General features: G+C 71.6%; 24 protein-coding genes and 1 pseudogene. 9 read left to right on the top strand and 16 right to left on the bottom strand.

The window, feature by feature from the left end:
* Positions 1-3: 3 nt before the first annotated feature.
* The 4 genes from KSF81_RS08295 to KSF81_RS08280 form a co-directional block, all read right to left on the bottom strand.
* Positions 4-915, bottom strand: coding sequence for an NAD(P)H-hydrate dehydratase (locus KSF81_RS08295; RefSeq protein WP_309139505.1), 912 nt, complete (start codon positions 913-915; stop codon positions 4-6).
* Positions 912-1,676 (bottom strand): histidine phosphatase family protein, encoded by a 765-nt coding sequence (locus KSF81_RS08290; protein ID WP_217378575.1) that lies wholly within the window; start codon positions 1,674-1,676, stop codon positions 912-914. The genes KSF81_RS08295 and KSF81_RS08290 overlap by 4 nt, the downstream gene beginning before the upstream one ends.
* A 106-nt stretch (positions 1,677-1,782) precedes the next feature.
* Entirely contained in the window at positions 1,783-3,063 is a 1,281-nt protein-coding gene (locus tag KSF81_RS08285; RefSeq protein WP_217378574.1) for a DUF4214 domain-containing protein, read from the bottom strand.
* 139 nt (positions 3,064-3,202) lie between these two features.
* Positions 3,203-3,943 (bottom strand): sulfite exporter TauE/SafE family protein, encoded by a 741-nt coding sequence (locus KSF81_RS08280; RefSeq protein ID WP_217378573.1) that lies wholly within the window; start codon positions 3,941-3,943, stop codon positions 3,203-3,205.
* Between the two features lie 88 nt (positions 3,944-4,031).
* Here KSF81_RS08280 and pdxA point away from each other — a divergent pair, with 88 nt between their 5' ends.
* Together pdxA and KSF81_RS08270 are read left to right on the top strand one after the other, a co-directional pair.
* Positions 4,032-5,027: a 4-hydroxythreonine-4-phosphate dehydrogenase PdxA gene (pdxA, locus tag KSF81_RS08275; RefSeq protein WP_217378572.1), complete on the top strand. Its 996-nt coding sequence runs from the start codon at positions 4,032-4,034 to the stop codon at positions 5,025-5,027.
* Positions 5,028-5,052: 25 nt separating this feature from the next.
* Positions 5,053-5,775 carry a pyridoxine 5'-phosphate synthase gene (locus KSF81_RS08270; protein WP_217378571.1) on the top strand — a complete coding sequence of 241 codons (723 nt, stop codon included), beginning with the start codon at positions 5,053-5,055 and terminating at the stop codon, positions 5,773-5,775.
* 64 nt (positions 5,776-5,839) lie between these two features.
* Here the strand turns inward: KSF81_RS08270 and KSF81_RS08265 are convergent, their stop codons facing one another.
* Positions 5,840-7,051, bottom strand: a complete 1,212-nt coding sequence (locus KSF81_RS08265) for an ABC transporter substrate-binding protein (protein ID WP_217378570.1) — start codon at positions 7,049-7,051, stop codon at positions 5,840-5,842.
* 26 nt (positions 7,052-7,077) lie between these two features.
* Positions 7,078-7,653 carry an alpha/beta fold hydrolase gene (locus tag KSF81_RS08260; protein WP_217378569.1) on the bottom strand — a complete coding sequence of 192 codons (576 nt, stop codon included), beginning with the start codon at positions 7,651-7,653 and terminating at the stop codon, positions 7,078-7,080.
* A gap of 127 nt (positions 7,654-7,780) precedes the next feature.
* Between KSF81_RS08260 and KSF81_RS31125 the strand changes: the two genes are divergently transcribed.
* The 6 genes from KSF81_RS31125 (at position 7,781) to KSF81_RS08230 (ending at position 16,709) form a co-directional block, all read left to right on the top strand.
* The gene (locus KSF81_RS31125; RefSeq protein ID WP_217378568.1) at positions 7,781-8,377 is read left to right on the top strand and encodes a hypothetical protein; all 597 of its coding nucleotides are present in this window, start codon (positions 7,781-7,783) and stop codon (positions 8,375-8,377) included.
* Between the two features lie 217 nt (positions 8,378-8,594).
* The gene (locus KSF81_RS08250) at positions 8,595-10,724 is read left to right on the top strand and encodes an acetate--CoA ligase family protein (protein ID WP_217378567.1); all 2,130 of its coding nucleotides are present in this window, start codon (positions 8,595-8,597) and stop codon (positions 10,722-10,724) included.
* 112 nt (positions 10,725-10,836) lie between these two features.
* Positions 10,837-12,492, top strand: a complete 1,656-nt coding sequence (locus KSF81_RS08245) for an NADH-ubiquinone oxidoreductase-F iron-sulfur binding region domain-containing protein (RefSeq protein WP_217378566.1) — start codon at positions 10,837-10,839, stop codon at positions 12,490-12,492.
* The gene (fdhF, locus tag KSF81_RS08240) at positions 12,489-15,245 is read left to right on the top strand and encodes a formate dehydrogenase subunit alpha (RefSeq protein WP_217378565.1); all 2,757 of its coding nucleotides are present in this window, start codon (positions 12,489-12,491) and stop codon (positions 15,243-15,245) included. The genes KSF81_RS08245 and fdhF overlap by 4 nt, the downstream gene beginning before the upstream one ends.
* A gap of 27 nt (positions 15,246-15,272) precedes the next feature.
* Entirely contained in the window at positions 15,273-16,400 is a 1,128-nt protein-coding gene (locus tag KSF81_RS08235) for a Zn-dependent alcohol dehydrogenase (protein ID WP_217378564.1), read from the top strand.
* 12 nt (positions 16,401-16,412) lie between these two features.
* Positions 16,413-16,709: a DUF6166 domain-containing protein gene (locus KSF81_RS08230; protein WP_217378563.1), complete on the top strand. Its 297-nt coding sequence runs from the start codon at positions 16,413-16,415 to the stop codon at positions 16,707-16,709.
* Here the strand turns inward: KSF81_RS08230 and KSF81_RS08225 are convergent.
* The 8 genes and pseudogenes from KSF81_RS08225 to KSF81_RS08195 all read right to left on the bottom strand — a co-directional run bounded on the left by KSF81_RS08225 (position 16,706) and on the right by KSF81_RS08195 (position 22,205).
* On the bottom strand, positions 16,706-17,410 hold the full coding sequence (locus KSF81_RS08225; RefSeq protein ID WP_217378562.1) for an ABC transporter ATP-binding protein: 705 nt from the start codon (positions 17,408-17,410) through the stop codon (positions 16,706-16,708). The two genes, KSF81_RS08230 and KSF81_RS08225, sit on opposite strands and share 4 nt — an antisense overlap.
* The gene (locus KSF81_RS29295; protein WP_254453421.1) at positions 17,410-17,811 is read right to left on the bottom strand and encodes an ATP-binding cassette domain-containing protein; all 402 of its coding nucleotides are present in this window, start codon (positions 17,809-17,811) and stop codon (positions 17,410-17,412) included. The genes KSF81_RS08225 and KSF81_RS29295 overlap by 1 nt, the downstream gene beginning before the upstream one ends.
* 61 nt (positions 17,812-17,872) lie before the next feature.
* Positions 17,873-18,184 (bottom strand): annotated as a pseudogene (locus KSF81_RS31960) (ATP-binding cassette domain-containing protein); the annotation flags it as partial.
* Positions 18,181-19,173, bottom strand: coding sequence for a branched-chain amino acid ABC transporter permease (locus KSF81_RS08215; RefSeq protein ID WP_217378560.1), 993 nt, complete (start codon positions 19,171-19,173; stop codon positions 18,181-18,183). The gene KSF81_RS08215 and the pseudogene KSF81_RS31960, both read right to left, overlap by 4 nt.
* Positions 19,170-20,051: a branched-chain amino acid ABC transporter permease gene (locus KSF81_RS08210; RefSeq protein WP_217378559.1), complete on the bottom strand. Its 882-nt coding sequence runs from the start codon at positions 20,049-20,051 to the stop codon at positions 19,170-19,172. Before KSF81_RS08210 ends, KSF81_RS08215 begins: the two co-directional genes overlap by 4 nt.
* A gap of 12 nt (positions 20,052-20,063) precedes the next feature.
* Positions 20,064-21,341 (bottom strand): ABC transporter substrate-binding protein, encoded by a 1,278-nt coding sequence (locus KSF81_RS08205; RefSeq protein ID WP_217378558.1) that lies wholly within the window; start codon positions 21,339-21,341, stop codon positions 20,064-20,066.
* 29 nt (positions 21,342-21,370) lie between these two features.
* The gene (locus KSF81_RS08200; RefSeq protein WP_217378557.1) at positions 21,371-21,886 is read right to left on the bottom strand and encodes a phytanoyl-CoA dioxygenase family protein; all 516 of its coding nucleotides are present in this window, start codon (positions 21,884-21,886) and stop codon (positions 21,371-21,373) included.
* Entirely contained in the window at positions 21,855-22,205 is a 351-nt protein-coding gene (locus tag KSF81_RS08195) for a phytanoyl-CoA dioxygenase family protein (protein WP_217378556.1), read from the bottom strand. The genes KSF81_RS08200 and KSF81_RS08195 overlap by 32 nt, the downstream gene beginning before the upstream one ends.
* Positions 22,206-22,342: 137 nt before the next feature.
* Between KSF81_RS08195 and KSF81_RS08190 the strand changes: the two genes are divergently transcribed.
* A complete protein-coding gene (locus tag KSF81_RS08190) occupies positions 22,343-23,026 on the top strand; it encodes a GntR family transcriptional regulator (RefSeq protein WP_217378555.1) in 684 nt (227 codons plus the stop codon).
* A gap of 240 nt (positions 23,027-23,266) precedes the next feature.
* Here the strand turns inward: KSF81_RS08190 and KSF81_RS08185 are convergent, their stop codons facing one another.
* Together KSF81_RS08185 and KSF81_RS08180 are read right to left on the bottom strand one after the other, a co-directional pair.
* Positions 23,267-24,463 carry an enolase C-terminal domain-like protein gene (locus KSF81_RS08185; protein WP_217378554.1) on the bottom strand — a complete coding sequence of 399 codons (1,197 nt, stop codon included), beginning with the start codon at positions 24,461-24,463 and terminating at the stop codon, positions 23,267-23,269.
* Positions 24,464-24,540: 77 nt separating this feature from the next.
* On the bottom strand, positions 24,541-25,611 hold the full coding sequence (locus KSF81_RS08180; protein ID WP_217378553.1) for a ferritin-like domain-containing protein: 1,071 nt from the start codon (positions 25,609-25,611) through the stop codon (positions 24,541-24,543).
* Positions 25,612-25,742 lie beyond the last annotated feature (131 nt).

Raw genomic sequence — 25,742 nt, 5'->3', positions numbered from 1 at the left:
CCATCAATTCGGCACGCCACTGTAGGCCCCGTTCAGCCCGGCCATGATCGCCGGGATCTCCGCCAGCAATTCATGGGCCAGGAAGCCGACCGGCCCGCGCGAGGCCGCCAGCCGGTTGCCGGCCTCGCCATGCAGATAGACACCCCAGAGCGTCGCCTCCACAGGGGTGGCGCCGCGGGCCAGCAGGCCGGTGATGATGCCGGCCAGGGTATCGCCGGAGCCCGAGGTCGCCAGCCCGACATTGCCCTGGTCACAGGACCAGGCGGCGCCATCAGGCGAAACGATTTGGGTGCAGCCGCCCTTCATCGCCACCACCACATGCAGCGCGGCGGCCGCCCGGCGCGCGGCGGCGAGCGGGTCCGCCAGCACCTCCTCCCGCGGGATGCCGAGCAGCCCGGCCATCTCGCCGGCATGCGGGGTGATGACCGCCCGCCCGCCATGTCGCCGCAGCACCGCCGCGCAGCCGCCGAGCCGCAGCAGCGCGGCGGCATCCAGCACGAAGCCGGGGCTGCCCTCCACCCGTTCCAGCAGCCGCGCGGTGAGCAGCGCGGCCGCGTCAAGGTCCATCATGCCGGGGCCGACCAGCACCGCGTCGCAGCGGGCGATGCGTGCGGCCAGGCGCTCCGCCTCCCCGGCCGAGATGCCGCCGGCCGCGGTTTCGTCGAGGCCGAGCACCAGCGCCTCCGGCACGGCGAGGCCGAGATGCGGCGCCACGCTCCGGCAGGTGGCGATCTGCAGCTTGCCGGCGCCGGCCCGTAGCGCGGCGATGCCGGCCAGCAGGGCGGCGCCAGGCACCTCGACACTGCCGGCGATGACCAGGACGCGGCCGCGCTGGTCCTTGTCCTCGCCCTCCGCATGGCGCGGCAGGGGCATGGTGCGGAGCAGCGCCTCGGTGACGCGGGTCGGGCCGCTCACCGGGCGGCGACCGGCGCGTCCGGCGCCGCCGTAACCGGCGCGCCTTCCTGTAGCAGCGGCGCCACGAAATTATAGGTCTGCAGCACCAGCCTGCCGCCTTTCCCCTGAGCGGGGTCGAAGGCGTATTCGGTGACGCCGCAATTGGCGACATCATGCGCGGCATCGATCGCCAGGATCTGCTCCTCGGTCATCGTCTCCAGCAGGTAACGGAGGCAGAGCACCACCACCTGATGCGCCACGATCAGCACGCGGCAGCCGCTATGGTGCAGGCTGATGGTGTCGAGCGCGCTGCGCAGCCGCAGGATCACGTCGCACCAGCTCTCGCCGCCGGGCGGGCGATGGTAGAATTTGCCGAGGATGCGGCGCATCTCCGCCTGTTCCGGGTGATGCTGCTCGATGCCGTAGCGGGTCAGCCGGTCTAGGATGCCGAATTCCTTCTCGCGCAGCCGCTCGTCCACGATGAAGCCGGGCGCCTCGGTGCAGAGCCCGCCGGCGGCCTCGATCAGCAGGGCGGTCTGGCGGGCCCGCAGATAGGGCGAGGTCAGCACCACATCCGGCCGCCGCTCCCCGGGTATGGCGGCGAACCAGTGGCCGAGCGCGGTGGATTGCTGCTCGCCGAGCGGGCTGAGCGGCACATCCACGTCGCGGCCAGCGATGTCGATCAGTGGCAGCCGGGCGGCCTGGGCGGCGTCGCGCGCGACATTGCCGCTGCTCTCGCCGTGGCGGACGATCCAGAGGTGGTCAGGCCAGCGTTGCTCCATGCGCGATGCATCCCGCTTCAATCCGGGCCATGGCAGGGCGGCTCGGTGATGGCGCCCTAACGCGGCGACGCGGCCAGATATTCCTGTCGCCGCGAAGGGACTGGGTTCACAGGAACCAGCCCATCTCGATCGCCGCCGCGGCATCCGGCGCGGCCGGCCCGCCCATGCCTGGCAGGCCGCCGGGATCGGGCCCTGCTGCCGCGGCGTCACGGCCGAAGGGCTGGAAGACCCAGAGCCCGTCGGGCCGGGCCGCGGCCAGCTCCGCCATGGCCTCGGCGCCGAGCGCGACATCCACGGCAAGCTGCGCGCGGGAGGTGCCGGAGGCCAGCCGCCCGGCCAGCAGCTCCAGTTCCGCCGCATCGGCCGCGCGGCCGCAGGCGGCCTGGTGCAGCGCCGCGGCAAAACCCGCATCGTCCAGCGCCCCGGCGCCCGTCAGCAGCGATTGCGCCAACTCGACCCAGGCGGCGCCGGATTGCAGCAGCCCGACCTCCCGCGCCAGCTCCGCCCCAGTCGCCTCCTGGCCGAGCACCGCGCGGTGCAGCGAGGCCGCCCGCGCCGCCAGCCCATCGGGTGCGAAATCGAGCCAACCATCCGCGAATTGCAGTCGCTGCACCGGGCCAAGCCAGATCTCCTCGCCACCTTGCAGCACTACCTGGCGGATCTCCCCGCCACAGAGATTGACCGCCGCGGCCTGCTGCACGCCATGCAGTGCCAGGACCTGGTCCGGGGCGGTCTGGGTGAAGCCCGCCCGGGTCTCGCCGGGGCCGAGCAGTTGCACCGAGGATTGCTGCGCGGCCGGGTCCCTGACCGTGAGGTCAAGGGTGAAGCCGGCGCTCTGCTGGCCGTCCGAGACCTGGATGAACAAGGGCCGGCTGGGCATGTCGTCGAGGCCGAGACTGATGCCGTCGCGCAGCTTCAGGACATTGCCGACCACCTCGAAGCGCCAGGCATCCTCCTCGGGGAAGGTGAAGTGGAAGGGGCCGGCGGAATCCGGGTCGGTCACCAGCAGTGTGCCGATGATGCTGCCGATCGCCCCGGCGGTGACGCTGCCGCCACTGGCGAAGCGGAGCGCGGTCGGCGGCGTGTCGTCCCGGTCCAGCACGGTGACGCGGAAGGGGGTGGTGTCGTCGAGATGGCTGCCATCGGTGAAATTGAAGCGGAGGGTGAAGGCGGCCTGCGGCACCGGGCCGGCGAAGGCCTCGTAGTCCAGCCGCGCGGCGGGCCGGAGGGTGGCCAGGGCCAGGGCCGGATCATAGGCGACGGCGAAGAACAGCCCCTGCGGCCCGATCGCCTCGATCGATTGCAGGCCGCCGATATCGCCGGCGAGGCTGAGGGAGGCGGTCCAGTCGCCGGGCAGGCTGCCCTCGATGATGCTGGCGGGCAGCATCCCGGAAATCCTGATGATTCGCATATTTTCGCTCCGAATCCCGCATAATGATCCGAATTTCGCGGAAATAGGTTTTTGCTTCTTGAATGGAGATTATCTCGTGATACGAGATTTCCCTGTGCCGCCGCTTTCCGGGCCTTCAGGCCACCAGCCGCACCGCCATGCTGAGCAGCACCACGCCGTTGAAGGCAAAGAGCATCGCCCCGCCCAGCCGCAGCGCCGGGCCCTGGCGCCGCCCGAAGAAGCGGCCGAGCAGGGCCACCGCCATCAGCGCCGGCATGGTGCCGAGCACGAAGGCCGCCATCGCCAACGCCCCGGCCAGGGCACTGCCCGAAGCCGCCGCCGCCGCCAGCGCGCCATAGAGCAGCCCGCAGGGCAGCGCCGAGAGCAGCAGCCCCAGCAGCACGCCGCGCCCGCCGCCGGGCGCCGCCAGCAACGCGCCGAGCCGCCGCTCCAGAACGGCAGGAAGCCGCGGGGTGAGCCGGGGGGCCGGCCGCGGCAGCCAGGCCGCCAGCCGGTGCGACGCCTGGGCCAGCATCAGCACCGCCGCCAGGACCAGCAGCGCTGCCAGCACCAGGCGCAGCCCGCTCGCCATGGCGACCAGCCCCGCCGCGCCGCCGGCCAGCCCGCCGAGCGCCGCGTAGCCGAGCATCCGGCCGCAATGATAGGGCAGCAGCGCCGCGCCGGAGAGCCGCCGCAGCACCCCGCCGCCGGCGCTGCGGTCCGCCCCCGCCGCCGCCTGGGCCAGGACGAAGGGGGCGCACATGGTGGCGCAATGAGTGGCGCCGCCGGCCAGCCCGGCCAGGAACAGCGCGCCCATCAGCGCGGCGAGGCCGCCGGGGCCGAGGGCGGCCAGGCTATGCAGGCAATTGGCGAACATGCGGCAAAGGTTAACGCGGTCCGGCCGCCCTGTCCTTGAGGCGGCGCAATTGCTGGGCAGGATGGCCGGGCGGGACTACACCCGATGCATGTCCCCCTTGGCCCTCACCATGGGCGAGCCCGCCGGCATCGGCGGCGAGATCGCCCGGGGTGCCTGGCAGGCGCTGCGCGCCACCGGCCCCGCCTTCCTGCTGATCGACGATGCCGATCGCCTCACTGGCGTGCCGGTCCGCCGGATCGCGGCGCCGGAGCAGGCGGCGGCGGTCTTCGCTACGGCGCTGCCGGTGCTGCACCGCCCCCTGCCCCGCCCCGCCGTGCCGGGCCGGATCGACCCCGCCAATGCGCCGGCGGTGATCGCCTCGATCGATGAGGCGGTGGCGCTGGCTAAGGCCGGGCGCGTCTCGGCCGTGGTGACCAATCCGATCCAGAAAAGCGCGCTCTACGCCGCCGGCTTCGCGCATCCCGGCCATACCGAATACCTGGCGGAGCTGGCCGGCACCGGCATCCCCCCCGTCATGCTGCTGGCCTGCCCCGAATTGCGGGTGGTGCCGGTCACCATCCATGAGCCGCTGCGCCAGGCCATCGCCCGCCTGACGCCGGCCATGATCGTGGCGGCCGCGCGCACCACCGCCGCCGCGCTGGTGCGGGATTTCGGCATCGCGGCGCCGCGCCTGGCGGTGGCCGGGCTCAACCCGCATGCCGGGGAGGATGGCACGCTCGGCACCGAGGACCGCGACATCGTCGCCCCCGCCGTGGCGGCGCTCCGGGCCGAGGGGATCGAGGCGCGCGGCCCGGTGCCGCCCGACACGATGTTCACCGCCAAGGCGCGGCCGGGCTACGACGCGGCCATCTGCCTCTATCACGACCAGGCGCTGATCCCGATCAAGACGCTCGACATGGCGGGCGGGGTGAATGTGACGCTCGGCCTTTCCATCGTGCGCACCAGCCCGGACCATGGCACGGCGCTGGATATCGCCGGCACCGGCCAGGCCGATCCCTCCAGCCTCATCGCCGCGCTGCGCCTGGCGGCCGGGATCGCGGCCAATCGTGCCCGCCGCCCGGCGCCGGATGCCGCGAAACCCTGAACCGGCCGACCGAAGGATGCTGCCGATGCGCCTTTCCGTGAATGTGGACCATGTCGCGACGCTCCGGAATGCCCGCGGCGGCAGCTTCCCCTGCCCGGTGGCGGCGGCGCGGCTGGCCATCGATTCCGGCGCCGATGGCGTCACCGTGCATCTGCGCGAGGACCGCCGCCATATCCGCGACCGCGACCTGGAGCGCATCGCCGCCGAGGTCCCGGCGCGGCTGAATTTCGAGATGGCGGCGACCGCGGAGATGGTCGGCATCGCGCTCCGGCTGCGCCCGCCGGCCTGCTGCCTGGTGCCGGAGAAGCGCCAGGAACTCACCACCGAGGGCGGGTTGGACGTGCTGCGCGCCGCACCCGATCTCGGCGAGGCGGTGCGGCGGCTGGCCGGCGCCGGGATCGAGGTCTCGATCTTCATCGAGGCCGATCCGGCGCAGATCGCCGCGGCGGCGCAACTCGGCGCCCAGGCGGTCGAGCTGCATACCGGCGCCTATGCGGATGCAGCGCCCGAGGCGCGCGGGCCGCATCTGGCGCGGCTGCGCAGCGGCGCGGCGGCGGCGCGGGCGGCGGGGCTGCTCTGCCATGCCGGCCATGGCTTGGCCTATGACAGCCTCGGCCCCATCGCGGCGATGCCGGAGGTGGCGGAGGTCAGCATCGGCCATTTCCTGATCGGCCAGAGCGTCTTCGAGGGCATGCCCGCGGTGATCCGCCGCATGAAGGCGATCATCGCCGCCGAGCGTGGCGGCTGAGGCGCCAGGACAACCTTCGGGAAACCGGGCGCCGCCAACCCCTGGCGGCACCCGTCTTGCCAGGTCAGCGCCGGACCAGCGGGCACTCGCTCTGGTTCAGCGGCCGGAAGGCCTCGGCGCCGGGGATGCGGGCGAGGATCGTGTAGTAGTCCCAGGGGCCGCGGCTTTCCTCGGGCTTCTTGGCCTGCACCAGCAGCATGTCGTGCAGCACGCGGCCATCGGCGCGGATCTGCACGTTGTCGTTGTTCATGTCCTGCACCGGCATGCGGCGCATCATGGCCGCCACCGTCTCGGCATCATCGGTGCCGGCGGCCTCCACCGCGCGCAGGTAGTGGCGCACGCCGGAATAGGTGCCGGCCTGCACCATGGTGGCGGCGCGGCCCTGATGCGCGGCGGCGAAGCGGCGGTGCCATTCCCGGGTGCGCTCGTCGCGGTCCCAGTAGAAGCTGGTCGTGGCCACCAGCCCCTGCGTCACCGGCAGGCCCAGGGCGTGGATATTGGTGATGAAGACCAGCAGCCCCGCCATGCGCTGGCCGCCCCGCACCAGGCCGAATTCGGCGGCCTGCTTCAGCGCGTTGTCGAAATCCGTCCCGGCATTGGCCAGCCCCACCACCTTGGCGCGCGAGGCCTGCGCCTGCAGCAGGAAGGAGGAGAAATCGGCGGTGTTCAGCGGGTGCCGGACGGCGCCCAGCACGCGGCCGCCGGCTTCCCGCACGAAGCCGGCGGTGTCGCGTTCCAGCGCATGGCCGAAGGCGTAGTCGGCGGTGATGAAGAACCAGGTGTCGCCACCCTGCTGCGTCAGCGCCTTTCCGGTGCCATTGGCGAGCGCATAGGTGTCATAGGTGAAATGGAAGCCGAAGGGGCTGCAGAACTTCCCCGTGATGTCCGAGGAGGCCGGGCCGGAGGCCAGGAAGATCCGCCGCTTCTCGCGCGAGACCTCCTGCATCGCCAGCGCCGAGGAACTGGCGGAGCCATCCGCCAGCACATCCACCCGCTCATTGTCGATCCAGCGCCGGGCGGTGCCGGCGGCGATATCGGCGCGGTTCTGGTTGTCGGCGAAGATGATCTCGATCGGCCGGCCGAGGATGCGGTTGCCGAATTCCTCGGCCGCCAACCGCGCCGCCACCACCGAGCCCTGCCCGCCGATATCGGCATAGAGGCTGCTCTGGTCGTTCAGCACGCCGATCCGCACCACATCGTCCGAGACCTGCGCCCGCGAGGTTGCCGGCGCCAGGCCAAGCAGCGCGGTCAGCGCCAGCGCCTTCCAGTGTTTCATGTCGCTCTCCCAAAGGTTTCTTGCGGTCAGCCCGCGCCGCGCAGCGCGGCGAGAATCGGCAGCAGGTATTCGGCGAAGAGTGGCGGGTTCTCGGCGAAGGGGAAATGCCCCATCCCGGGCATCGGCTGGAACCGCGCCCCGGCGATCCGGGCGGCGGTGGCGGCGGAATGCTCCACCGTGCAGGAATAGTCGTATTCGCCGGTCAGCATGAAGAGCGGGCAGCGCGTGGTGTCGATCCGCTGCACCCGCCCCCGCGCATCCCATTCGCCGGAGTAGAATTCGATGTCCCGGGCGAAGGTGGCATGGCCGCCCTGGCTGTAGTGCCACCAGATATCGGCGGCGCAGGCGGCGGGGGAGTGCGGCGCCATCAGCCCTTCGATCCATTCGGGCACGAAGATGGATTGGTTCACCTGGGCGTGATCCGCCCATCCCACCTGGCGGCCCTGGATATGGTCGCTGGCCTCGCAGGCGATGATGCCGCTGAATTCCTCCGGGTGCCGCAGCGCCAGTTCCAGGCAGATTTCCCCCCGACATGGAGGCGCCGAGCACCACCGGCCGCCGCAGCCCGGCGGCCCGGACCACGCCCATGATGAGTTGCACATAGCGCTCCGTATCCAGCCGCCAGGTGCCGGGGGCGGCGCCCGAAGGCGGCGGGCTCCTGCCATGCCAGGGCAGGTCGAAGGCCGTCAGGCGCCAGTCCCGGGTGATGCGGCAATCCGCCATCAACCGGTGGAATTGCCGCCCATCGGCGCCGGCGGTGTGCAGGCAGAGCAGGTCGCGCCCCTCGCCCGCCGCTTCGCAATGGATGCGGTATGCGGTGCCATCCGCCGTGACCGGAACATAGCGGCCGAGGATCTCGGCAGGCTCCGGCTCCGCCAAAGCGGGGCGCGGGATCTCCGGCACCGGCAGGGCGTGGCCGGCGGCGAGCCAGCGGCCGATCTCCAGCACGCGGCGGGCCAGGTGGCAGTGCTGCATGAAGGCCAGCTCGGCGCCGAGGATGCGGAATTCCGGCACCCGCATCCGCAGCGCGAAGAGGCTGTGGTGGTGCCGCGGCGGCAGCGGCTGCAGGGCTTTCGCCCAGATCGCGGCCGGCGCGGCCAGGGTGAAGGCGGGGGCGGGCGCCGCCTCGCCGAAGGCGAATTCCACCGGCACGCCGTAGCTTTCCAGCGCGAAGCGGAGGCTGGCCTGGCGGCCCCAGCGCCGCAGCACCGAGTCCTCGGCCGCTGCCGCCTGCCAGGCCGCCTGGAACCCGCCCGCCACCGGCCAGCCCTGCCCTGCGCCCTCCCGGATCATTTCCCGCTCCAACCCAATTGGGCCGGATGCTAGGCACCCGCGGTGCGCCCGGGCAACCGGGCCGGGTTGTTCACCCGATGGGCCGCCGTTACCCTGCCCCGGACGCGACCTGCGGCAGCGCGGTCGCAACAGCAGTCAAGAACCCGCGCCAATGCGTGCGGATTTGGGAGGGGCGGTTGCAACAGCAGCTTTTCACGGGACGCCGGATGACGTGCCCGATGCCGGAAACCCTGTGGCAGGGGACGGGCCGATGAGCGCGCCGGAAGCCCTGCGCAACCCGGCGGCGCTGCGCCGGCTGCTCTCGCCCCGCAGCGTCGCGGTGGTCGGCGTCTCCGCCGAGCCCACCGGCTTCGGCGCGCGCACCGTCACCAACCTGTGCGATTTCGCGGGCAAGGTCTGGGCGGTGAACCCGAAATATGCCGGCCAGGAATTGCACGGCCGGCCCTGCCTCGCCTCGCTGGCCGACCTGCCGGAAGCGCCGGACTGTGTGTTGCTGGCGGTGCCGCGCCAGGGCGTGCTGCCGGCGGTGCAGGCGGCGGCGGCCAAGGGCGCCGGCGGCGCCATCATCTACGCGTCAGGCTATGGCGAGACCGGGCTTCCGGACCGCGTGGCGGAGGAGGAGGTGCTGCGCGACACCGCGCGCACGCTCGGCCTGCCGCTGGTGGGCGTGGATTGCCTCGGCATCGTGGACCACGTGCTGCGGGCCGGCGTCACCTTCATGCCGGAATATCCGCGCCTGACGGCGCCTCCCGGCGGCGTCGCCATCACCAGCCAGTCCGGCGCGCTCGGCTATGCGCTGATGCAGGCGGCGGAGCGCGGCTTCTCGGTCTGCCACATGACCACGGTGGGCAATGCCACCGATCTCGATGTCTGCGACCTGGCGGCCTATCAGCTCGCCATGCCGGAATGCCGCAGCGTGGCGCTGGCGGTGGAGGGGCTGCGCGATGCCGGGCGCCTGGCGCTGCTGGGCGAGGCGGCGCGCAAGGCCGGCAAGCCGATCGTGGTGCTGAAGCTCGGCCGGGGCGAGGCCGGGGCGGCGGCGGCGGTTTCCCATACCGGCTCGCTCGCCGGCAGCGCCGCGGCATGGACCGCGGCCTTCCGGCGCGCCGGCATGATCGAGGTCGAGGATTTCGACGCGCTGCTGGAAACCGCCGGCCTCTTCGCCAAGTCGCCGTCGCCCAAGGCACGGGGCGTTGCCATCGTGACGCCTTCCGGCGGCGCCGGCATCATGGCGGCCGACCATGCGGAGGCGCTCGGCCTAGACATGCCGCAGCCCGCCCCGGCGACCGAGGCGGTGCTGCGCGCCGCGATCCCGGATTTCGGCGCGCCGCGCAACCCCTGCGACCTCACCGCGCAGGTGGCGAGCAACCCGGCCAGCTTCGACACCTGCATGGATGCGATGCTGGCGGATGAGCAATACGGCGTCATCGTCATGCCGGTGGTCTATTCGCATCATGCCTCCACGCAGGTGCGGATGGAATCGATGCGGCCGCATGCCCGCAAGCACGGCAAGCCGATCTGCATCGCCTGGATCCCGGAACAGTTGGAGGGCCCCGGCGCGGTCGCCGCGGATTCGGCGCCGGAACTGCCGCTCTTCCGCAGCATGCGGCGGCTGATGAATGCCATCCGCCTCTGGCTGGACCATGCGGAGGCGAAGCCGATGCCGGAGGCCGCCGCACCGCCGGGCATAGCAGAAGCCGTGGCCTCGCTGCCCGCCGGCGAGGCGGTGCTGATGGAGGCCGAGGCCAAGGCGCTGTTCGCCCGGATCGGCGTGCCCGTGGTGGAGGAACGCCGCGCCGCCACCGCCGAGGCTGCCGCCGAGGCCGCTGCCGCGCTCGGTTTCCCCGTGGTGCTGAAGCTCGACAGCCCGGATATCGCGCACAAGACGGAAGTCGGCGGCGTGAAGCTCAACCTCGCCGATGCGGCGGCGGTGCGGAACGGATTCCAGGGCATCATGGACTCCGTGCGGCAGCACGCGCCAAAGGCCCGCGTGGATGGCGTGCTGGTCCAGCGCATGGCACCGAAAGGCGTGGAGCTGATCCTTGGCGCCCGGCGGGACCCGCAATTCGGCCCCATGGTGCTGGTCGGCACCGGCGGCGTGCAGGCGGAGCTTTGGCGCGACGTGGCGCTGGACCTGGCGCCGGTGACGCCGGAACGCGCCATGGAGATGCTCCGCAGCCTGAAGGGTTTCCCGCTGCTGGATGGCTTCCGCGGCGCCCCCAAGGCGGATGTGGTGGCGGTGGCGCAGGCGGTCGCCGCCTTCTCGCAGCTTGCCGCCGGCGCCGGGGAGCGATTGCAGGAGGCGGAGATCAACCCGCTCATCGCCGGCCCCTGGGGCTGCCTTGCGGTGGATGGGCTGGTGCGCTGCGGCGCCGGGTGATGTGACGCAGGGGCTTCGATGCGGTCCGCGCGCCGCATCTTGCCCGCGGCCCGCATCTGCCCAAGTGTAGCGTCCAGGGAAATGCGCCGGGAAACGGCGCTGAAGGAACGCCATGAACGAGGCGGCGGCGCCACGGGAGCGCCGGCCCCGCACGGGGCCACGCGGCCGCAGCGCCGAGCCCGAGGCGCTTGCGGACGTGCAGGCGGCGCTTGGCGCGCTGCCCCTGCGGCGGGACCTGCTGATCGAGCATCTGCACGCCTTGCAGGATGCCCATGGCGCGCTGCGCGCCCGGCATCTGGTGGCGCTGGCCGCGCTGCTGCGCCTGGCGCCGGTCGAGGTCTTCGAGGTCGCCAGCTTCTACGCGCATTTCGAGGTGCTGGAGAATGCCGCGCCGCAGCCCCCGCCGCTGACGATCCGCATCTGCGACGGGCTGCCCTGCGCCATGGCCGGGGCGGACGCATTGCTGGCGGAATTGCAGGCGGCGCCACCGGCCGGCCTGCGGGTGTTGCGCGCCCCCTGCATGGGCGCCTGCCACCATGCGCCCGCCTGCGCGCTTGGCCATGGGCTGCTGGAACACGCAACCTCGGCGGCGGTGGCGCAGGCGCTGGCGGAGGGCGTGCCGCCATCTCCCGACCTCGCCGCCCCCGGCGATTATGCCGTGCTCCGGGCGGTGCAGGCGGGCAGGCTTTCCGCCGCCACCATGCTGGCGCGACTGGAGCAGACCGGGTTGCGCGGCATGGGCGGGGCCGGTTTCCCGGCCGCGCGCAAGTGGCGGCTGGTGCTGGCGCAGCCGGCGCCGCGCCACCTGGTGGTGAATGCCGATGAGGGCGAGCCCGGCACCTTCAAGGACCGCCACTGCCTGGAAACCGGGCCGCGTCAGGTCCTGGAGGGCATGCTGCTGGCGGCGGAGGCGATCGGCGCGGCGGCCTGCTGGATCTACCTCCGCGACGAATACGCGCCGCTGCACGCCATGCTGCGGCAGGAGATCGCGGCGCTGGAGGCCTCCGGGCTGGCGCGCATGCCGGTGCATCTGCGGCGCGGCGCCGGGGCCTATATCTGCGGCGAGGAAACCGCGCTGCTGGAAAGCCTGGAGGGACGGCGCGGCTGGCCTCGCCACAAGCCACCCTTCCCGGGCGAGGCGGGTTTGTTTGGCCTGCCCACGCTGATCCACAATGTCGAGACGCTGTGGTGGCTGCCGGAACTGCTCGGCACGCCGGAAGGCGCGGCGCGATTCGCCGCCACCGGGCGGCGCGGGCGCGTCGGGATGCGGCTGCTCAGCGTCTCCGGGCGGGTGCGGCGGCCGGGGGTGGTGCTGGCGCCCGCCGGCATCACGGCGGCGGAACTCATCGAGGAATTCTGCGGCGGCATGGCGCCGGGGCACCGTTTCGCCGCCTACCTGCCGGGTGGCGCCTCGGGTGGCATCCTGCCGGCTTCCATGGCCGATCTGCCGCTGGATTTCGGCACGCTGGAGCAGTTCGGCAGCTTCACCGGCTCCGGCGCGGTGGTGGTGCTGTCGGACCAGGACGACCTGCCCGCGGCGGCGCGCAACCTGCTGCGCTTCTTTCGCGACGAAAGCTGCGGTCAGTGCACGCCCTGCCGCGTCGGCACCGCCAAGGCGGTGGGGCTGCTGGCGGCGCCGCGCTGGGACCGCGCCCTGCTGGAGGAATTGGCGGGGGCCATGGCGGATGGCTCGATCTGCGGCCTCGGCCAGGCGGCGATGAATCCGGTGCGCTCGCTGCTGCGCCACTTCCCGGAGGCGGTGCCGTGATCCACTTTACGCTGGATGGCGCGGCCGTCACGGCGGCGCCGGGCGAGAGCATCTGGAGCGCGGCGCAGCGCGCCGGCGTGGCGATCCCGCATCTCTGCCACCTGCCCCGCCCGGGCTACCGCCCGGACGGCAATTGCCGCGCCTGCATGGTGGAGATCGAGGGCGAAAGGGTGCTCGCCGCCGCCTGCATCCGCGCGCCGCGCGAGGGCATGGTGGTGCGGAGCGAGAGCAGCGCCCGCGCCCAGGCCACCCGGCGCATGATCTTCGAGCTGCTGCTGGCCGATGCGGCGCCGCGCGATGCCACGGGCGGCTTCGCGGGCTGGGCGGCGCGGCTCGGCGTCACCGTCTCGCGCTTCGCGCCGGAGGCGGCGCGGCCGGCGCCCGACCTCTCGCATCCCGCAATGGCGGTGCAGCTCGATGCCTGCATCCAATGCGGCTTGTGCGAACGCGCCTGCCGCGAGGTGCAGCACAACGATGTCATCGGCATGGCGGCGCGCGGCATGGCGACGCAGGTGGTCTTCGACCTGGCGGACCCGATGGGCGCCTCAAGCTGCGTCGCCTGCGGCGAATGCGTGCAGGCCTGCCCGACCGGCGCGCTGCTGCCGAAATCCGTGCTGGACGCGGCCGGCCACCGCGGCACCGCGCCGGAGACGCGGGTGCCGAGCGTTTGCCCCTATTGCGGCGTCGGTTGCCAGGTGGAATTCCGGGTGCGCGAGGGTGCGATCGCCGAGGTGGTGGGGCGCGACGGCCCCTCGAACCAGGGGCGGCTCTGCGTGAAGGGCCGTTTCGGCTTCGACTACCTGCGCCACCCGGACCGGCTGACCCGGCCACTGGTGCGGATCGCCCCCAAGGACCCGGCGGATTGCCTCGATCCGGCGCGGGCACGTGCGAAATTCCGCGAGGCCGATTGGGAGGAGGCGCTGGCCTTGGCCGCCGGCGGGCTGGCGCGCATCCGCGACCGCCAGGGGCCGAATGCGCTGGCGGGATTCGGTTCCGCCAAGGGCTCCAACGAGGAAGCCTACCTGTTCCAGAAGCTGGTGCGCACCGGCTTCGGCACCAACAATGTCGACCACTGCACCCGGCTCTGCCACGCCGCGAGCGTGGCGGCGCTGCTGGAGGGGATCGGCAGCGGCGCCGTGACCGCGCCCTTCATGGCGGCGCGCGAGGCCGATGTGATCCTGGTGATCGGCGCCCGGCCCACCGAGAACCACCCGGTCGCCGCCACCTACCTGAAGGAGGCCGCGGCGCGCGGCGCCTCGCTCATCGTCATGGACCCGCGCGGCAACGGCCTCGACCGCTTCGCACAGGAGGTGGTGCGCTTCGCGCCGGGCCAGGATGTGGCGCTGCTGAACGCGCTGCTGCATGTGGTGGTCGCCGAGGGGCTGTACGACCGGCAATTCGTGGCCGCGCGGCTGGATGGTTTCGCCGCCATCGCCGCGCATGTCGCCGAGGCCACGCCGGAGGTGATGGCGCCGCTCTGCGGCGTGGCGCCGGAGCAGATCCGCCGTGTCGCGCGGCTCTTTGCCGGGGCCGGCGCGGCGCTGGTGCTTTGGGGCATGGGTGTCAGCCAATCCGTGCATGGCACCGACAATGCGCGGGCGCTGATCGCGCTCGCCCTGCTCTGCGGCCAGGTCGGGCGGCCGGGCACCGGGCTGCATCCGCTGCGCGGCCAGAACAACGTGCAGGGCGCCTCGGATGCCGGGCTGATCCCGATGATGCTGCCGGACTACCAGCATACCGACGACGCGGCAGCGCGCGCCCGGATGGAGGCGCTCTGGGGCGCCGTGCTCGACCCCGCGCCGGGCCTGACGGTGGTGGAGATCCTGCAGGCCGCAGAGCGTGGCGCCATTCGCGGCATGTACATCATGGGCGAGAACCCGGCGATGTCCGACCCCGATCTCGCACATGCGCGGGCGGCGCTGGCGGGGCTGGAACATCTGGTGGTGCAGGACCTGTTCCTTACCGAGACCGCGGCGCTGGCGGATGTGGTGCTGCCCGCCTCCGCCTGGCCGGAGAAGGACGGCACCGTCACCAATACCAACCGCCAGGTGCAGATGGGCCGCGCCGCCGTGACGCCGCCCGGCGAGGCGCGGCAGGACCTGGCGATCATCCAGGCGATGGCGCGCGGGCTTGGCCTGGACTGGCACTATACGCATCCGCGCGAGGTCTTCGCCGAGATGGGGCAGGCCATGCCGAGCCTCGCCAACATCACCTGGGAACGCCTGGAGCGCGAGGACAGCGTCACTTATCCCTGCGCGGCGCCGGATGCGCCGGGCGCGGCGATCGTCTTCGCCGAGAGCTTCCCCACCGCCAGCGGCCGCGCGCAGCTCGTGCCTGCCGGCGTCACCAGCCCAGGCGAGGCACCGGATGCGCATTTCCCCTTCGTGCTCACCACCGGGCGCGAGCTGGAGCACTGGCATACCGGCGCCATGACGCGCCGCGCCGGCGTGCTGGATGCGCTGGAGCCGGCACCCACCGTCTCCGTCGCACCGGCAACGCTGGCGCGGTTCGGCCTGGCGCCCGGCGGCGCGGCACGGGTGGTGACGCGGCGGGGCGCGGTGACGCTGCGGTTGCGGGCAGACCCCGGCATGTCGGAGGATCTGCTGTTCATCCCCTTCGCCTATCGCGAGGCGGCGGCGAATCTGCTGACCGATCCGCGGCTCGATCCGGATGGGCGAATCCCCGGCTTCAAATATTGCGCGGCGCGGCTGGAGCCGATCGCCGGCGTGACATATCAGCCGCAGAACGGCTAGGCTCGGCACGCTTCGGGGAGGGCGGCCATGCCGGACGGAATGCAGCGGATGCAGGCGCGCGCGGCGGTGCTGCGCGAGGTCGGCCGGCCGATGGCGATCGAGCGGGTGAGGATCGGCCCGGTCGGCCCCGGCGATGTGCTGGTGGAGATCAAGGCCGCCTCGCTCTGCCATACCGACCTCGAGGTCATCGAGGGGCAACTGGCGCTGAAGCTGCCCGCCGTGCTCGGGCATGAGGCGGCGGGGATGGTAGCGGCACTGGGCGAGGGTGTCACCGGCCTGGCCGTTGGCGACCCGGTAGTGCTGTCCTGGAACCCGCATTGCGGCCATTGCTTTTACTGCGACGCGGCGCAGCCGATCCTCTGCGAACAGTATCTGGGCAATGGCCCGAAGGCCGTGCATTTCGACGGCCGGCCGCGCCTCGCCTGCGATGATGGCGGGGTGCTGCACCAGTTGATGTATCTCGGCGGCTTCGCGGAATATTGCGTGGTCCCCGCGCAATCGGCGGTGCGGGTGCCCGCCGCCATGCCGCTCGACCGCGCCTGCCTGCTCGGCTGCGCGGTGATGACCGGCTTCGGCGCGGCGACGCATATCGCGCAGATCGCATGGGGTGCCACGGTGATGGTGATCGGCGCCGGCGCGGTGGGGCTGGCCGCCATCCAGGGGGCGCGGCTGGCGGGTGCTGGCAGCATCATTGCGGTCGATCCCAACCCGGCGCGGCGCGACATGGCGCAGCGGGCTGGCGCCGCGGTGCTCTGCGATCCGACGGCGCAGGATGCGGCGGCGCTGGCGCGCTCGCTCACCGCGGGCCGCGGCGCCGATGTGGTGATCGAGGCGGCAGGCGTGCCGGCGGCCTTCCGCGCCTCGGTGGAGGCGGTGCGGCCGGGTGGCCAGGTGGTCTGGCTCGGCAAGACCGGCGTGAACGAGCCGGTGGAGTTCCGCTGGGGCGCACTGATGCAGGAAAAGCGCATCACCCGCAGCAGCTATGGCGGCGCGCGGCCGCAGCAGGACTTCCCGGCCATGTCACGCGCCTATCTGGACGGCAGGCTGGACCTCGACAGCCTGGTGACGGCGCGCATCCGGCTGGAGGAGATCAATGAGGGCTTCGCCGCGCTTAAGCGTGGCGAGGCCATCCGTTCCGTCATCATCTTCGACTAGGGAGTTGCCGCGATGAAGACCTATGAGGGCGGGCGCGGCCTGGCCGGCGCCACGGTGACGGTGGACGGGGCGCCGCTCGACCCGCGCTTCGAGGTGAAGCGCTTCTCCCCCGCCGGCTTCGAATGGACCTATGAGGGCGATGGTCCCCGGCAATTGGCGCTGGCGCTGCTCTGCGACCATCTCGGCGACCCGCAACGCGCGCTGGCGCTGACCGAGCCCTTCATGCGCGAGGTGGTCGCCGACCTCGACAATGCCTGGATGCTGACGGGCGAGGATATCGAGGCGGCGCTGGCGCGGATCAGGGCCTAAACGGCAGCGACGATCGCCATCGCCGCCGCATCCCGCGCCAGTGCCTCGGGCGGACCGGAGAAGACGATCTCGCCGCGTTCGATGACATGCACCCGGTCGGCATGGTCCGGGATGTGGTGCAGGTTGCTCTCGGCGATCAGCACGGCGCGGCCATCGGCGCGGATGGCGCCGATGCCCTGCGCAATCTCCGGGATCACCAGGGGCGACAACCCCTCGAAGGGCTCGTCCAGCAGCAGCAATTCCGGGTCGAGCGCCAGGGCGCGGGCGATGGAGACCATCTTGCGCTCGCCGCCCGAAAGCTGCGCGCCGCCGCGCGCCGTGTATTGCCGCAATTTCGGGAAGACCGCATAGGCGCGCTCGATCCGCTCGGCCGCCGGGCGGCCCTGCTTGCGGGTCCAGGTCGGCATGGCGATGTTCTCCGCCACCGTCAGGTCGGCGAAGACCTCGCTCTCCTCCGGGCTGAAGCCGATGCCGAGCAGGGCGATGCGGTGCGGCGGCAGCATGGCGAGGTCGGCATCGCCGAAACGGATGCCGCCAGCGACAGGGCAGCGATGGCCCATCACCGCATTCAGGGTCGTGGTCTTGCCGGCGCCGTTGCGGCCGAGCAGGCAGACCAGCTCGCCCGGCCGCACCACCAGCGAGATGCCGCGCAGGATGCGGCTGCCGGCGATATCCACATGCAGGTCGCGGATCTCCAGCATCACTGCGCCACCTTGGCGGTGCGGCGGCCGACCAGCGCGGCCGTCACCTCGGCATCGGCGAAGAAGTCGCGCACCGGGAGGTCCGCCAGCACCTCGCCGCCGCGCAATCCGACCACGCGGCTGGCATAGGTTTCCACCAGGTCGATGTCATGCTCCACCAGCAGCATGGCCTGCACGCCGGCGCGGCGCGCGGCCTCCATCAAGGTGCGCATGATGCCGTGCTTGTCGGCGGTGGCGACGCCGCTGGTCGGCTCGTCCAGCAGGATCACCGAGGGTTGCAGCGCGAAGGCGGAGGCGACATCCAGCAGCTTCTTCTGCCCCTGCGGCAATTCCCGCGCCGGCCGGTGCAGCAGCCCGGCCAGGCCGAAGACCTCCGCGGTGTCCGCGACGCGGGCGCGCAATCCTGCGGTCGGCGCCGAGCGAGGCCAGCATGCGGCGGCCGCGGCCGAGCTGTGCCAACGCCCCCACCGCGATGGTCTCCGCGACAGTCAGTTCCGGGAAGACCTGCACAAGCTGGAAGGCGCGCGCCAAGCCGAGCCGTGCCAGCTTCACCGGCCCGGCACCGGCGATGTCGAAGCCAAGGAAGCGCACATGCCCCTCGGAGGGCACCAGCAGCCCGGTCAGCAGGTTCACCAGGGTGGTCTTGCCGGCGCCGTTCGGGCCAACGATCGCCACCGTCTCGCCCGGCCAGACCTCCATGGTGACACCATGCAGCGCCACGTAATCGCCATAGCGGCGACCGAGGTTGTGCGCGTGCAGCAGCGGCGCGCTCATTCGGCCGGCACCGGGCGCGCGGTGGCAGAAGGGCGGAAGCGGGCGCGGAGCAGCGCCGGCAGCCCCATCAGCCCCTGCGGGCAACCAAGCACGATCAATGCCAGCACCACGCCCAGAACCAGCCGCCAATAGGGCGTCCAGGTCATCAACTGGTCCTGCAGCAGCACATAGGTCAGCGCGCCGAGCAGCGGCCCGGCGAAATGCGCGAAGCCGCCCAGCACGGTCATGAAGATCAGGGTCCCCGAATGGGTCCAATAGGCGAGTTCCGGGTCGGCGAGGCCGGTCGGCACCGCCAGCATCGCGCCGCCCACCGCCCCATAGGCCGCGGAGACGAGGAAGGCGATGAAGCGGGTGCGCGCCACCTCGACGCCGAGATATTCCGCCTTGCGCGGATTGTCGCGCTGCGCCCGCAGCATCAGGCCGAAGGGCGAATGCACCAGGCGCCACATCAGCCAGGCCAGCAGCGCGGCCAGGGCCAGGCAGTACCAGTAGAACGGGCCGATCAGGAATTCGGTCTTGTCGAGATCCTCGAATTCGAAGCCCAGCAGGGTCGGCCGGCGCACCCGCAGCCCCTGGTCGCCGCCGGTGATGTCGTAGAGTCTGAACAGGAAGGAGTGGAACAACATGCCGAAGGCCAGGGTCAGCATGCCGAAGAAGATCTTGGTGTAGCGCGCGCAGAGCGCCCCCACCGGAATGGCCACCGCCAGCGCCGCCAGCACGCCGAGGCCCAGCGCCGCCTCGAAACTGGCGAGCCGCAGCACGGTGCCGGAGACCGCCGCGGCATAGGCGCCGATCGCCAGGAACATCGCATGGCCGAAGGAGACCAGCCCGCCATAGCCGAAGAGCAGGTTGATGCCGAGCAGCGCGATGGCATAGCCGAAGACCGGCAGCAGCAGCGTGGTGCGGTATTCGCCGAGCGCGAAGGGCATCGCCGCCAGCACCGCCAGCACCGCGAGCGCAACCAACGCGCGCCGCAAGCCGCCACTCATGCCGCCGGCTTCCCGAAGAGCCCGGCCGGGCGCAGCAGCAGCACCGCCACCACCACGGCATAGACTGCCATCAACTCAAGCTCCGGCCAGACCACCAGCGCCACCGCCCGCAGCAGCCCGACGATCACCGCCCCCGCCAGCGCGCCGCCCATGGAGCCGAGGCCGCCGATCACCACCACCGCGAAGGCTTCCACCACCAGTTCTACCGCCATTTCCGGCGTGGCGGCAGAGGAGGGCACCACCAGCGCGCCGCCCATGCCGCCGAGCGCCACGCCGAGCGAGAAGACCACCGCATAGACCCGCCCGGTATCGACGCCGAGCGAGGCCGCCATGCGCCGGTTCTCCGCCGTGGCGCGCAGCAGCCGGCCGAAATTGGTGCGCTTCAGGAAGGCACCGAGGCCGAGCGCCACCACCAGCGCCGCCAGCAGCACCAGCAGGTTCCAGACCGGCACCCGCGCGCCCAGCGCCTGCACCTGGCCATAGGCGAGGTAGATGCCATCCACCTGGCGCGGCGAGGAGCCCCAGACCATCCGCACCGCATCCTGCAGCATCAGCACGAGCGCGAAGGTGAGCAGGAGCTGCAGGCTTTCGTCGCGGTCCTGCACCAGGCGCAGCACCCGCTCCACCGGCGGGCCCAGCACCGCGATGGCGCCGCCGGCCAGCAGCAGCACCGGCAGCGCCAGCAGCGGCGGCACGCCGAGGCCGAGCGCGGTGCTGCCCGCCGTCACGCCGCAATAGGCGCCGAGCGCGTAGAAGGAGCCGCAGGCGAGGTTCAGGATGCGCTGCACCCCGAAGACCAGTTGCAGCCCCGCCGCCACCAGGAACAGCACCGCGGCATGGAACAGCCCGGCGGTGGTGACTTCGATGAAAGCACCCATGCGTGGCTTCGATCAGATATCGAATTGCGCCTCGGCGATCCATTTCCAGAAATCGCCGCCCTCCGGCTTCTGCAAGCCGCGGCCGTCGAGCTTGGTGATCTTCGCGGGGTCGAGGATGGGGAAGTCGTAGCGCGGGTCGTGCACCGTCGGCCCCTGGGTGAAGGTCTGCTCGGCGATACCGTCGCGCCGCATCCGGCCGGGGCCGCCGAGCGAGACCACCTTGATGCCGCGCATCGCCTCCGCGATCTCGGCATTGGAGGGCCAGGCACTGGCGCCCTTGGCCTGCACCGCCTTTTCCACGCCGCGGCGCCAGACCTCCATGGCGAAGAAGGCGCGATCGGCCTCCCAATGCGGCCAGTCATTGGTCTTGGCGTGGTACCATTCCACGAATTCGCGGGCGAGCGGGCTGGCCTGGGGATCGGCGAAATACAGGGTATTGTGGCCGAAGATCATGCCCGCCGGGGTGAATTCGCGCTTCAGGCTGGTATGCTGGAAGCCGGCGGCGGGGAAGACCCATTTCCGCCCCTCCAGCAGCCCCGCCGCATGGCCCTGGCGCATCAGCACCGGCAGGTCGGCGAAGAGCATGGAGGAGAAGACCAGATCAGGGTTCGCCGCCTTCAGCGCCGCGACATTGGCGGTGAGGTCCATGCCGCCGACCCGCGGCCATTGCTCCGCGACGATCCGGTGCTCGATGTTGAAGCGCTTGAGGAAGGCGATGAAGGCGGCCCAATTGTTGCGGCCATAGGAATAGTCCGGGTTGATCCCGGCCACCGTCACGAATTGCCCGCGCCAGTGCTTGATCGCCATCAGCGATCCCATCACCGCCTCGCATTCATTGTCGGTGCTGCGGAAGACCCAGCGGCTGCGCGGCATGGTCTCGTTCACGCCGTCCTGGGTGGTGCCGTCCCAATAGACCGTCAGGATGCGGCTTTCCTCCAGCACCGGCCCCAGCGCCAGCGAGACGCCGGAGGAGACGATGCCCTGGATGACATCCACCCGCTCCTGCAAGGCCAGGCGGCGGGCGCGTTCCGTGGTCTCGCGCGGGCTGGTCTCCTCCTCGATCACCAGTTCCACGCGGCGGCCAGCGACGCCGCCGGCGGCGTTGATCTTCTCCACCGCGAATTCGACGCCGCGCAGCCCGACCTCGCCCACCGTGCCGGCAACGCCAGCGCGCGGCGCGATGATGCCGACACGGAGCGGCCGGTTCTGGGCGATGGCCGGCATCGGCAGCAGCCCGGCGAGCGGGGCCGCCGCGGCACCGGCAAGCAGGCTGCGTCGGGTGGCTGGCATCGGCGTGTTCCTCCCCAAATCCCCGCGTCTTACGCGCGGAATCCCGTCTTCTCGGTGCCCGAATAGAGCGCCGCCACCTGGCGGGCGACGGCGTCGCGATGCGCGGCCCAGGCCGCCGCATCCAGATCCGCCAGGGGCCGCGGCTCCAGGTCGTAATGTCCGCCGGTATCGCGGCCGCGCACCAGGCTGGCGGAATCCCGCACCTTCAACTGCCGCACATGCGGCGGGATGTAGCGGATGGCGAGGCCGATGCGGCGGTCCGGCGTGGTGTTCGGGCCGGAATAATGCGCCAGCTTCACATGGTGCAGCGACATCTCCCCGGCCTGCAGCGGCACCTTCACCGCCTTCTCCGCATCCACCTTCACCGCGATCTCCTGGCCGCGCGAAAGCAGGTTGTGCTCATGGAAGGTATCGGCATGTGGCAATTGCCCGGCGCGGTGGCTGCCGGGGAGGAATTCCATGGCGCCGCTCTCGACCGGCGCGTCCGAGAGCGCGACCCAGGCGGTGACCACGTCATCCGGGTCGAGCCCCCCAATAGGTAGCATCCTGGTGCCAGGAGACGAAGGCGGGGTTCGCCGCCTCCTTAATGAAGAAATTCGTGGTCCAGCAGAGGATGTCGGGGCCGAGCAGGTCCTCCACCGCATCCAGGACCTTCGGGTGCCGCACCAGTTCCGCCGCCCAGGTAAACAGCAGATGCACCTTGTGGCGCATGTTGCTGGCGATCGGCCCGCCCTGCCCGGCCTCATGCGCTTCCAGCCTGGCGCGGATGGAACGCGCCTCCTCCGCCGAAAGGACCCGGACGGGGAAGTGGAAGCCCTCCTTCCAGAAGGCATCGACCGCGGCCTGGGTGAGCAGCTTGGGCATGCAATCTCCCTCCGCCGCCTGTCGCCGGCTTGATATATCTGTCGCATCGCAGTCTGGAGGGCGCCGCCCCGGCCTGTCAACGATCCCCGTCAGGGGCCGCGGTTGCGCTGCCGCCGACTTCCCGCCAAATCTGCGCCATGCCCGATGCCACCCAAACCCACCGCGCCGCCGCGGAGGCGGAGGAACCCCTCACCGAACGCGCCTATCGCGCGCTGGAGGAAGCGATCGTCACCCTCGCCCTGGAGCCGGGGGAGGTGGTGAGCGAGGCGCAACTTTCCAACCGCCTCGGCATCGGCCGGACACCGATCCGGGAGGCGCTGCAACGCTTGGCGCGCGAGCGGCTGGTCCGCATCCTGCCGCGCCGCGGGATCGTGGTGGCGGCGGTCGAGGTGCGCGAACAGCTTCGCCTGCTGGAAGTGCGGCGCGAGATCGAGCGGATGTGCGCCAGCGCCGCCGCCCGCCGTGCCGATGCGGCGCAGCGCGCCCGCTTCCGCGCCATCGCTGAGGGCATGGACCAGGCGGTGGCGACCAATGACGAGACCGGCTTCCTGCGCCAGGACCGGGCGCTCAACCTGCTGGTGCTGGAGGCGGCGCGGAACGAATTCGCCGCCGCCGCCATGGCGCTGATGCATGGGCTGTCGCGCCGCTTCTGGTTCATCCACTGGCGGCGGAGCGCCGACCTTCCGCAGGCGGCGGCGGTGCATGCCGACCTCGCACGGGCGATCGCGGCCGGCCAGCCGGAGGCGGCCGCCGCGGCCTCCGACCGGCTGCTCGACTATATCGAGGCATTCACCCGCGCGACGCTCGACCGGGACGGCTGAGGTGGCCCGATGACCGCAGGGCCGCATGGCCGCATGGCCGCATGGCCGCATGGCCGCATGGCCGCATGGCCGCATGGCCGCATGGCCGCATGGCCGCATGGCCCGGAGGTCTGAATCGGGCCGAAGATACAAGGGGGCACCGGAGGGGCTTCAGCGGAACGTCATGTCGGTGATCGAGCAGGTATCCACCTGCCGCCGTTCCTCCGCCCGCCCATCGGCGAAGACCACCCGCACGTCGTTTTACGCGGCGAGATCCCGCAGCACGTCCCAAAGGTCGGCCTTGGCCTCGAAGCCGATGCCGGGCAGGTCCGGCATGCGGATGCGGCTGTCCTGCACCGGGGTGGAATCCGCGAAGCCGCCGAAGGGCGCGAATACCTCCGGGTAGCTCTCATTGCCGCCGAGCCCCAGCCCCACTGCGATGTTCAGCGCGAATTGGTGGCCACCATGCGGCACGCAGCGGCGCGGGCTCCAGCCATGGGCCTGCAACATGGCAAGCGTCCGCAGATACTCCACCAGCCCATAGGAGAGCGCCGGGTCGAATTGCAGGATGTCGCGGTCCGGGCGCAGCCCGCCATGCCGGATCAGGTTCCGCGCATCCTGCATGGAGAAGAGATTCTCGCCGGTGGCGATGGGCGGCGCATAATGCTCGGCCAGCGTCGCATGGGTGGCGTAGTCCAGCGGGTCCAGCGGCTCCTCGTACCAGCGCAGGCGGTAGGGCTCCAGCGCCGCGCCATAGGCCAGCGCCGCATGCAGCCCGAAGCGGCCGTTCACATCGACGCAGAGGCGCGACCCGTCGCCACCCAGCAGCTTCAGCACCGCCTCGATCCGCGCGATATCGAGCTTCAGCGCCTCCTTGATCGGCGTGCCGGGGGCGCCGCCGATCTTCATCTTCACCACGGAATAGCCGAGGTCGAGGTAGCGCTGCATCTCGGCCACCAGCTCCTCCAGCCCCTTGCCGGGGTAGTAGTAGCCGCCGGCGGCGTAGATCCAGGCGGTCTCATCCAGTTCGACGCCCTCTGGGCCGCCGCGGAAGCGGTCGGCCAGCAGCCGCCAGAGCGGCAGCCCGGCCAGCTTCGCCGCCGCGTCCCAGAGCGCCATGTCGAGCACGCCGACCGCCACGCTGCGGTCGCCATGCCCGCCGGGCTTCTCGTTCCGCATCATCGCCGCCCAGGCGCCGGCCGGCTCCAGCCCGCCATCCGGGTGTTCCAGCGCCGCGCCGCGCGCCTCCAGCAGGCGGGGGATGAAGCGTTCGCGCAGCAGGCCGGGCTGGGCGTAGCGGCCATTGCTGTTGAAGCCATAGCCGGTGGCGCGGCGGCCATCGCCGCTCTCCACCGTCACGGCCACGACGCTCGCCGTCATTTTCGAGAAGTCGATATAGGCATTGGCGATGGCGGAGGCGATCGGCACCACCGCATCCTTGACCGCGACGATCCGCATGGGTCTGGTCCTTCCGTTCCGCGCCAGCGCCGGTGTGCTGGCCCGGCGGCGGCAGGTCAAGGGGTGGGTTCGCCCCCCTATTCCGCGGCGCGGATCACCTCCTCCACATGGGCGCGGCGGGCATCATGCTCCCGCGCCACCCGCTCGTCCTCCGCGCCCTGCGCCTCGATATCCACCTTGGCGTAGTCCAGCACGCCCATCTGCTCGTAGCCGCGGCGGATCTTCTCGCCCCAGAGGCCGATATCCCTCACCGTCGGCACGATGCGGGTGAAGAGCCGGCTGCGGAAGGCGGCCTGCACGCCGCTTTCCTGCAAGTAGCGGAGGCATTCCTCCACCGGCAGGCCGAGGCTCTCCCACAATCCCAGCGCGTCGAAACGGTCGCGCATGTGGTAGCAGGCCTCGACCAGGAATTCCTCGCGCTCGTCCCGCTCATGCTGGGTGAGCTGCGGATAGTAATCGCGCAGCGACAGCCGGCCGAAGGCCACGTGCCGCGCCTCGTCCTCCATGACATAGGCATTCACCGCCGCGGCCAGCGGGTTCTGCGCGTGGTCGCGGATGCGGGCGAAGGCGGCCAGCGCCAGCCCCTCGATCACCACCTGCATGCCGAGATAGGTCATGTCCCAGCGCCGGTCCTGCAGCACCTGGTCCAGCAGGGTCTGCAGGGGCCTGGTCATGGGATAGGCGGTGCCGAATTTCTCCAGCAGCTTCTTGTAGACCTCGACGTGCCGGGCCTCGTCCATCACCTGGGTCGCGGCGTAGAATTTGGCGTCCATGTCGGGCACCTGCTGCACGATCTTGGCGGCGCAGATCAGCGCCCCCTGCTCGCCATGCAGGAACTGGCTGATCCCCCATGCCTGGTGGTGCCGGCGGATCTCGCTCTGCTCGCGCGGCGCCATCCGCTGGAAGAAGGGCGCGGCGTTGATCGGCAGCATCTCCGGCGGCAATTGCTGCGGGTTCTCGGGGTCCAGCTCCTGGCTCCAGTCGATGCGGTCCGTGGCGTTCCACTGCATCGTCTTGCCGCGCTCATAGAGGCCGAGCAGGCGGGTGCGCTCGGGGGCGAATTCCCAGTTGAAGCAGGTGACATAATCCTGCGGCACGTCCCAGCGCCGCGGCGTGCCGGGGATCGCATAGGAATCGGCGATGGTCATGGCATGGGCCTCCGCGCTCCCGGGCCCGGAGCCCAGGGGCTTGCCGGCAATGCTAGACCAGGCTTTGCCCGGCTGGAACACGGGACCGCTTCGTGCTGCGGCGGCAACCAGGCCGCTTTGTCGCCCCCCCG

Source organism: Siccirubricoccus sp. G192, assembly GCF_019084075.1.
Classification (GTDB): Bacteria; Pseudomonadota; Alphaproteobacteria; order Acetobacterales; family Acetobacteraceae; genus G192.
This window is presented reverse-complemented; position numbering and strand designations above follow the sequence as displayed.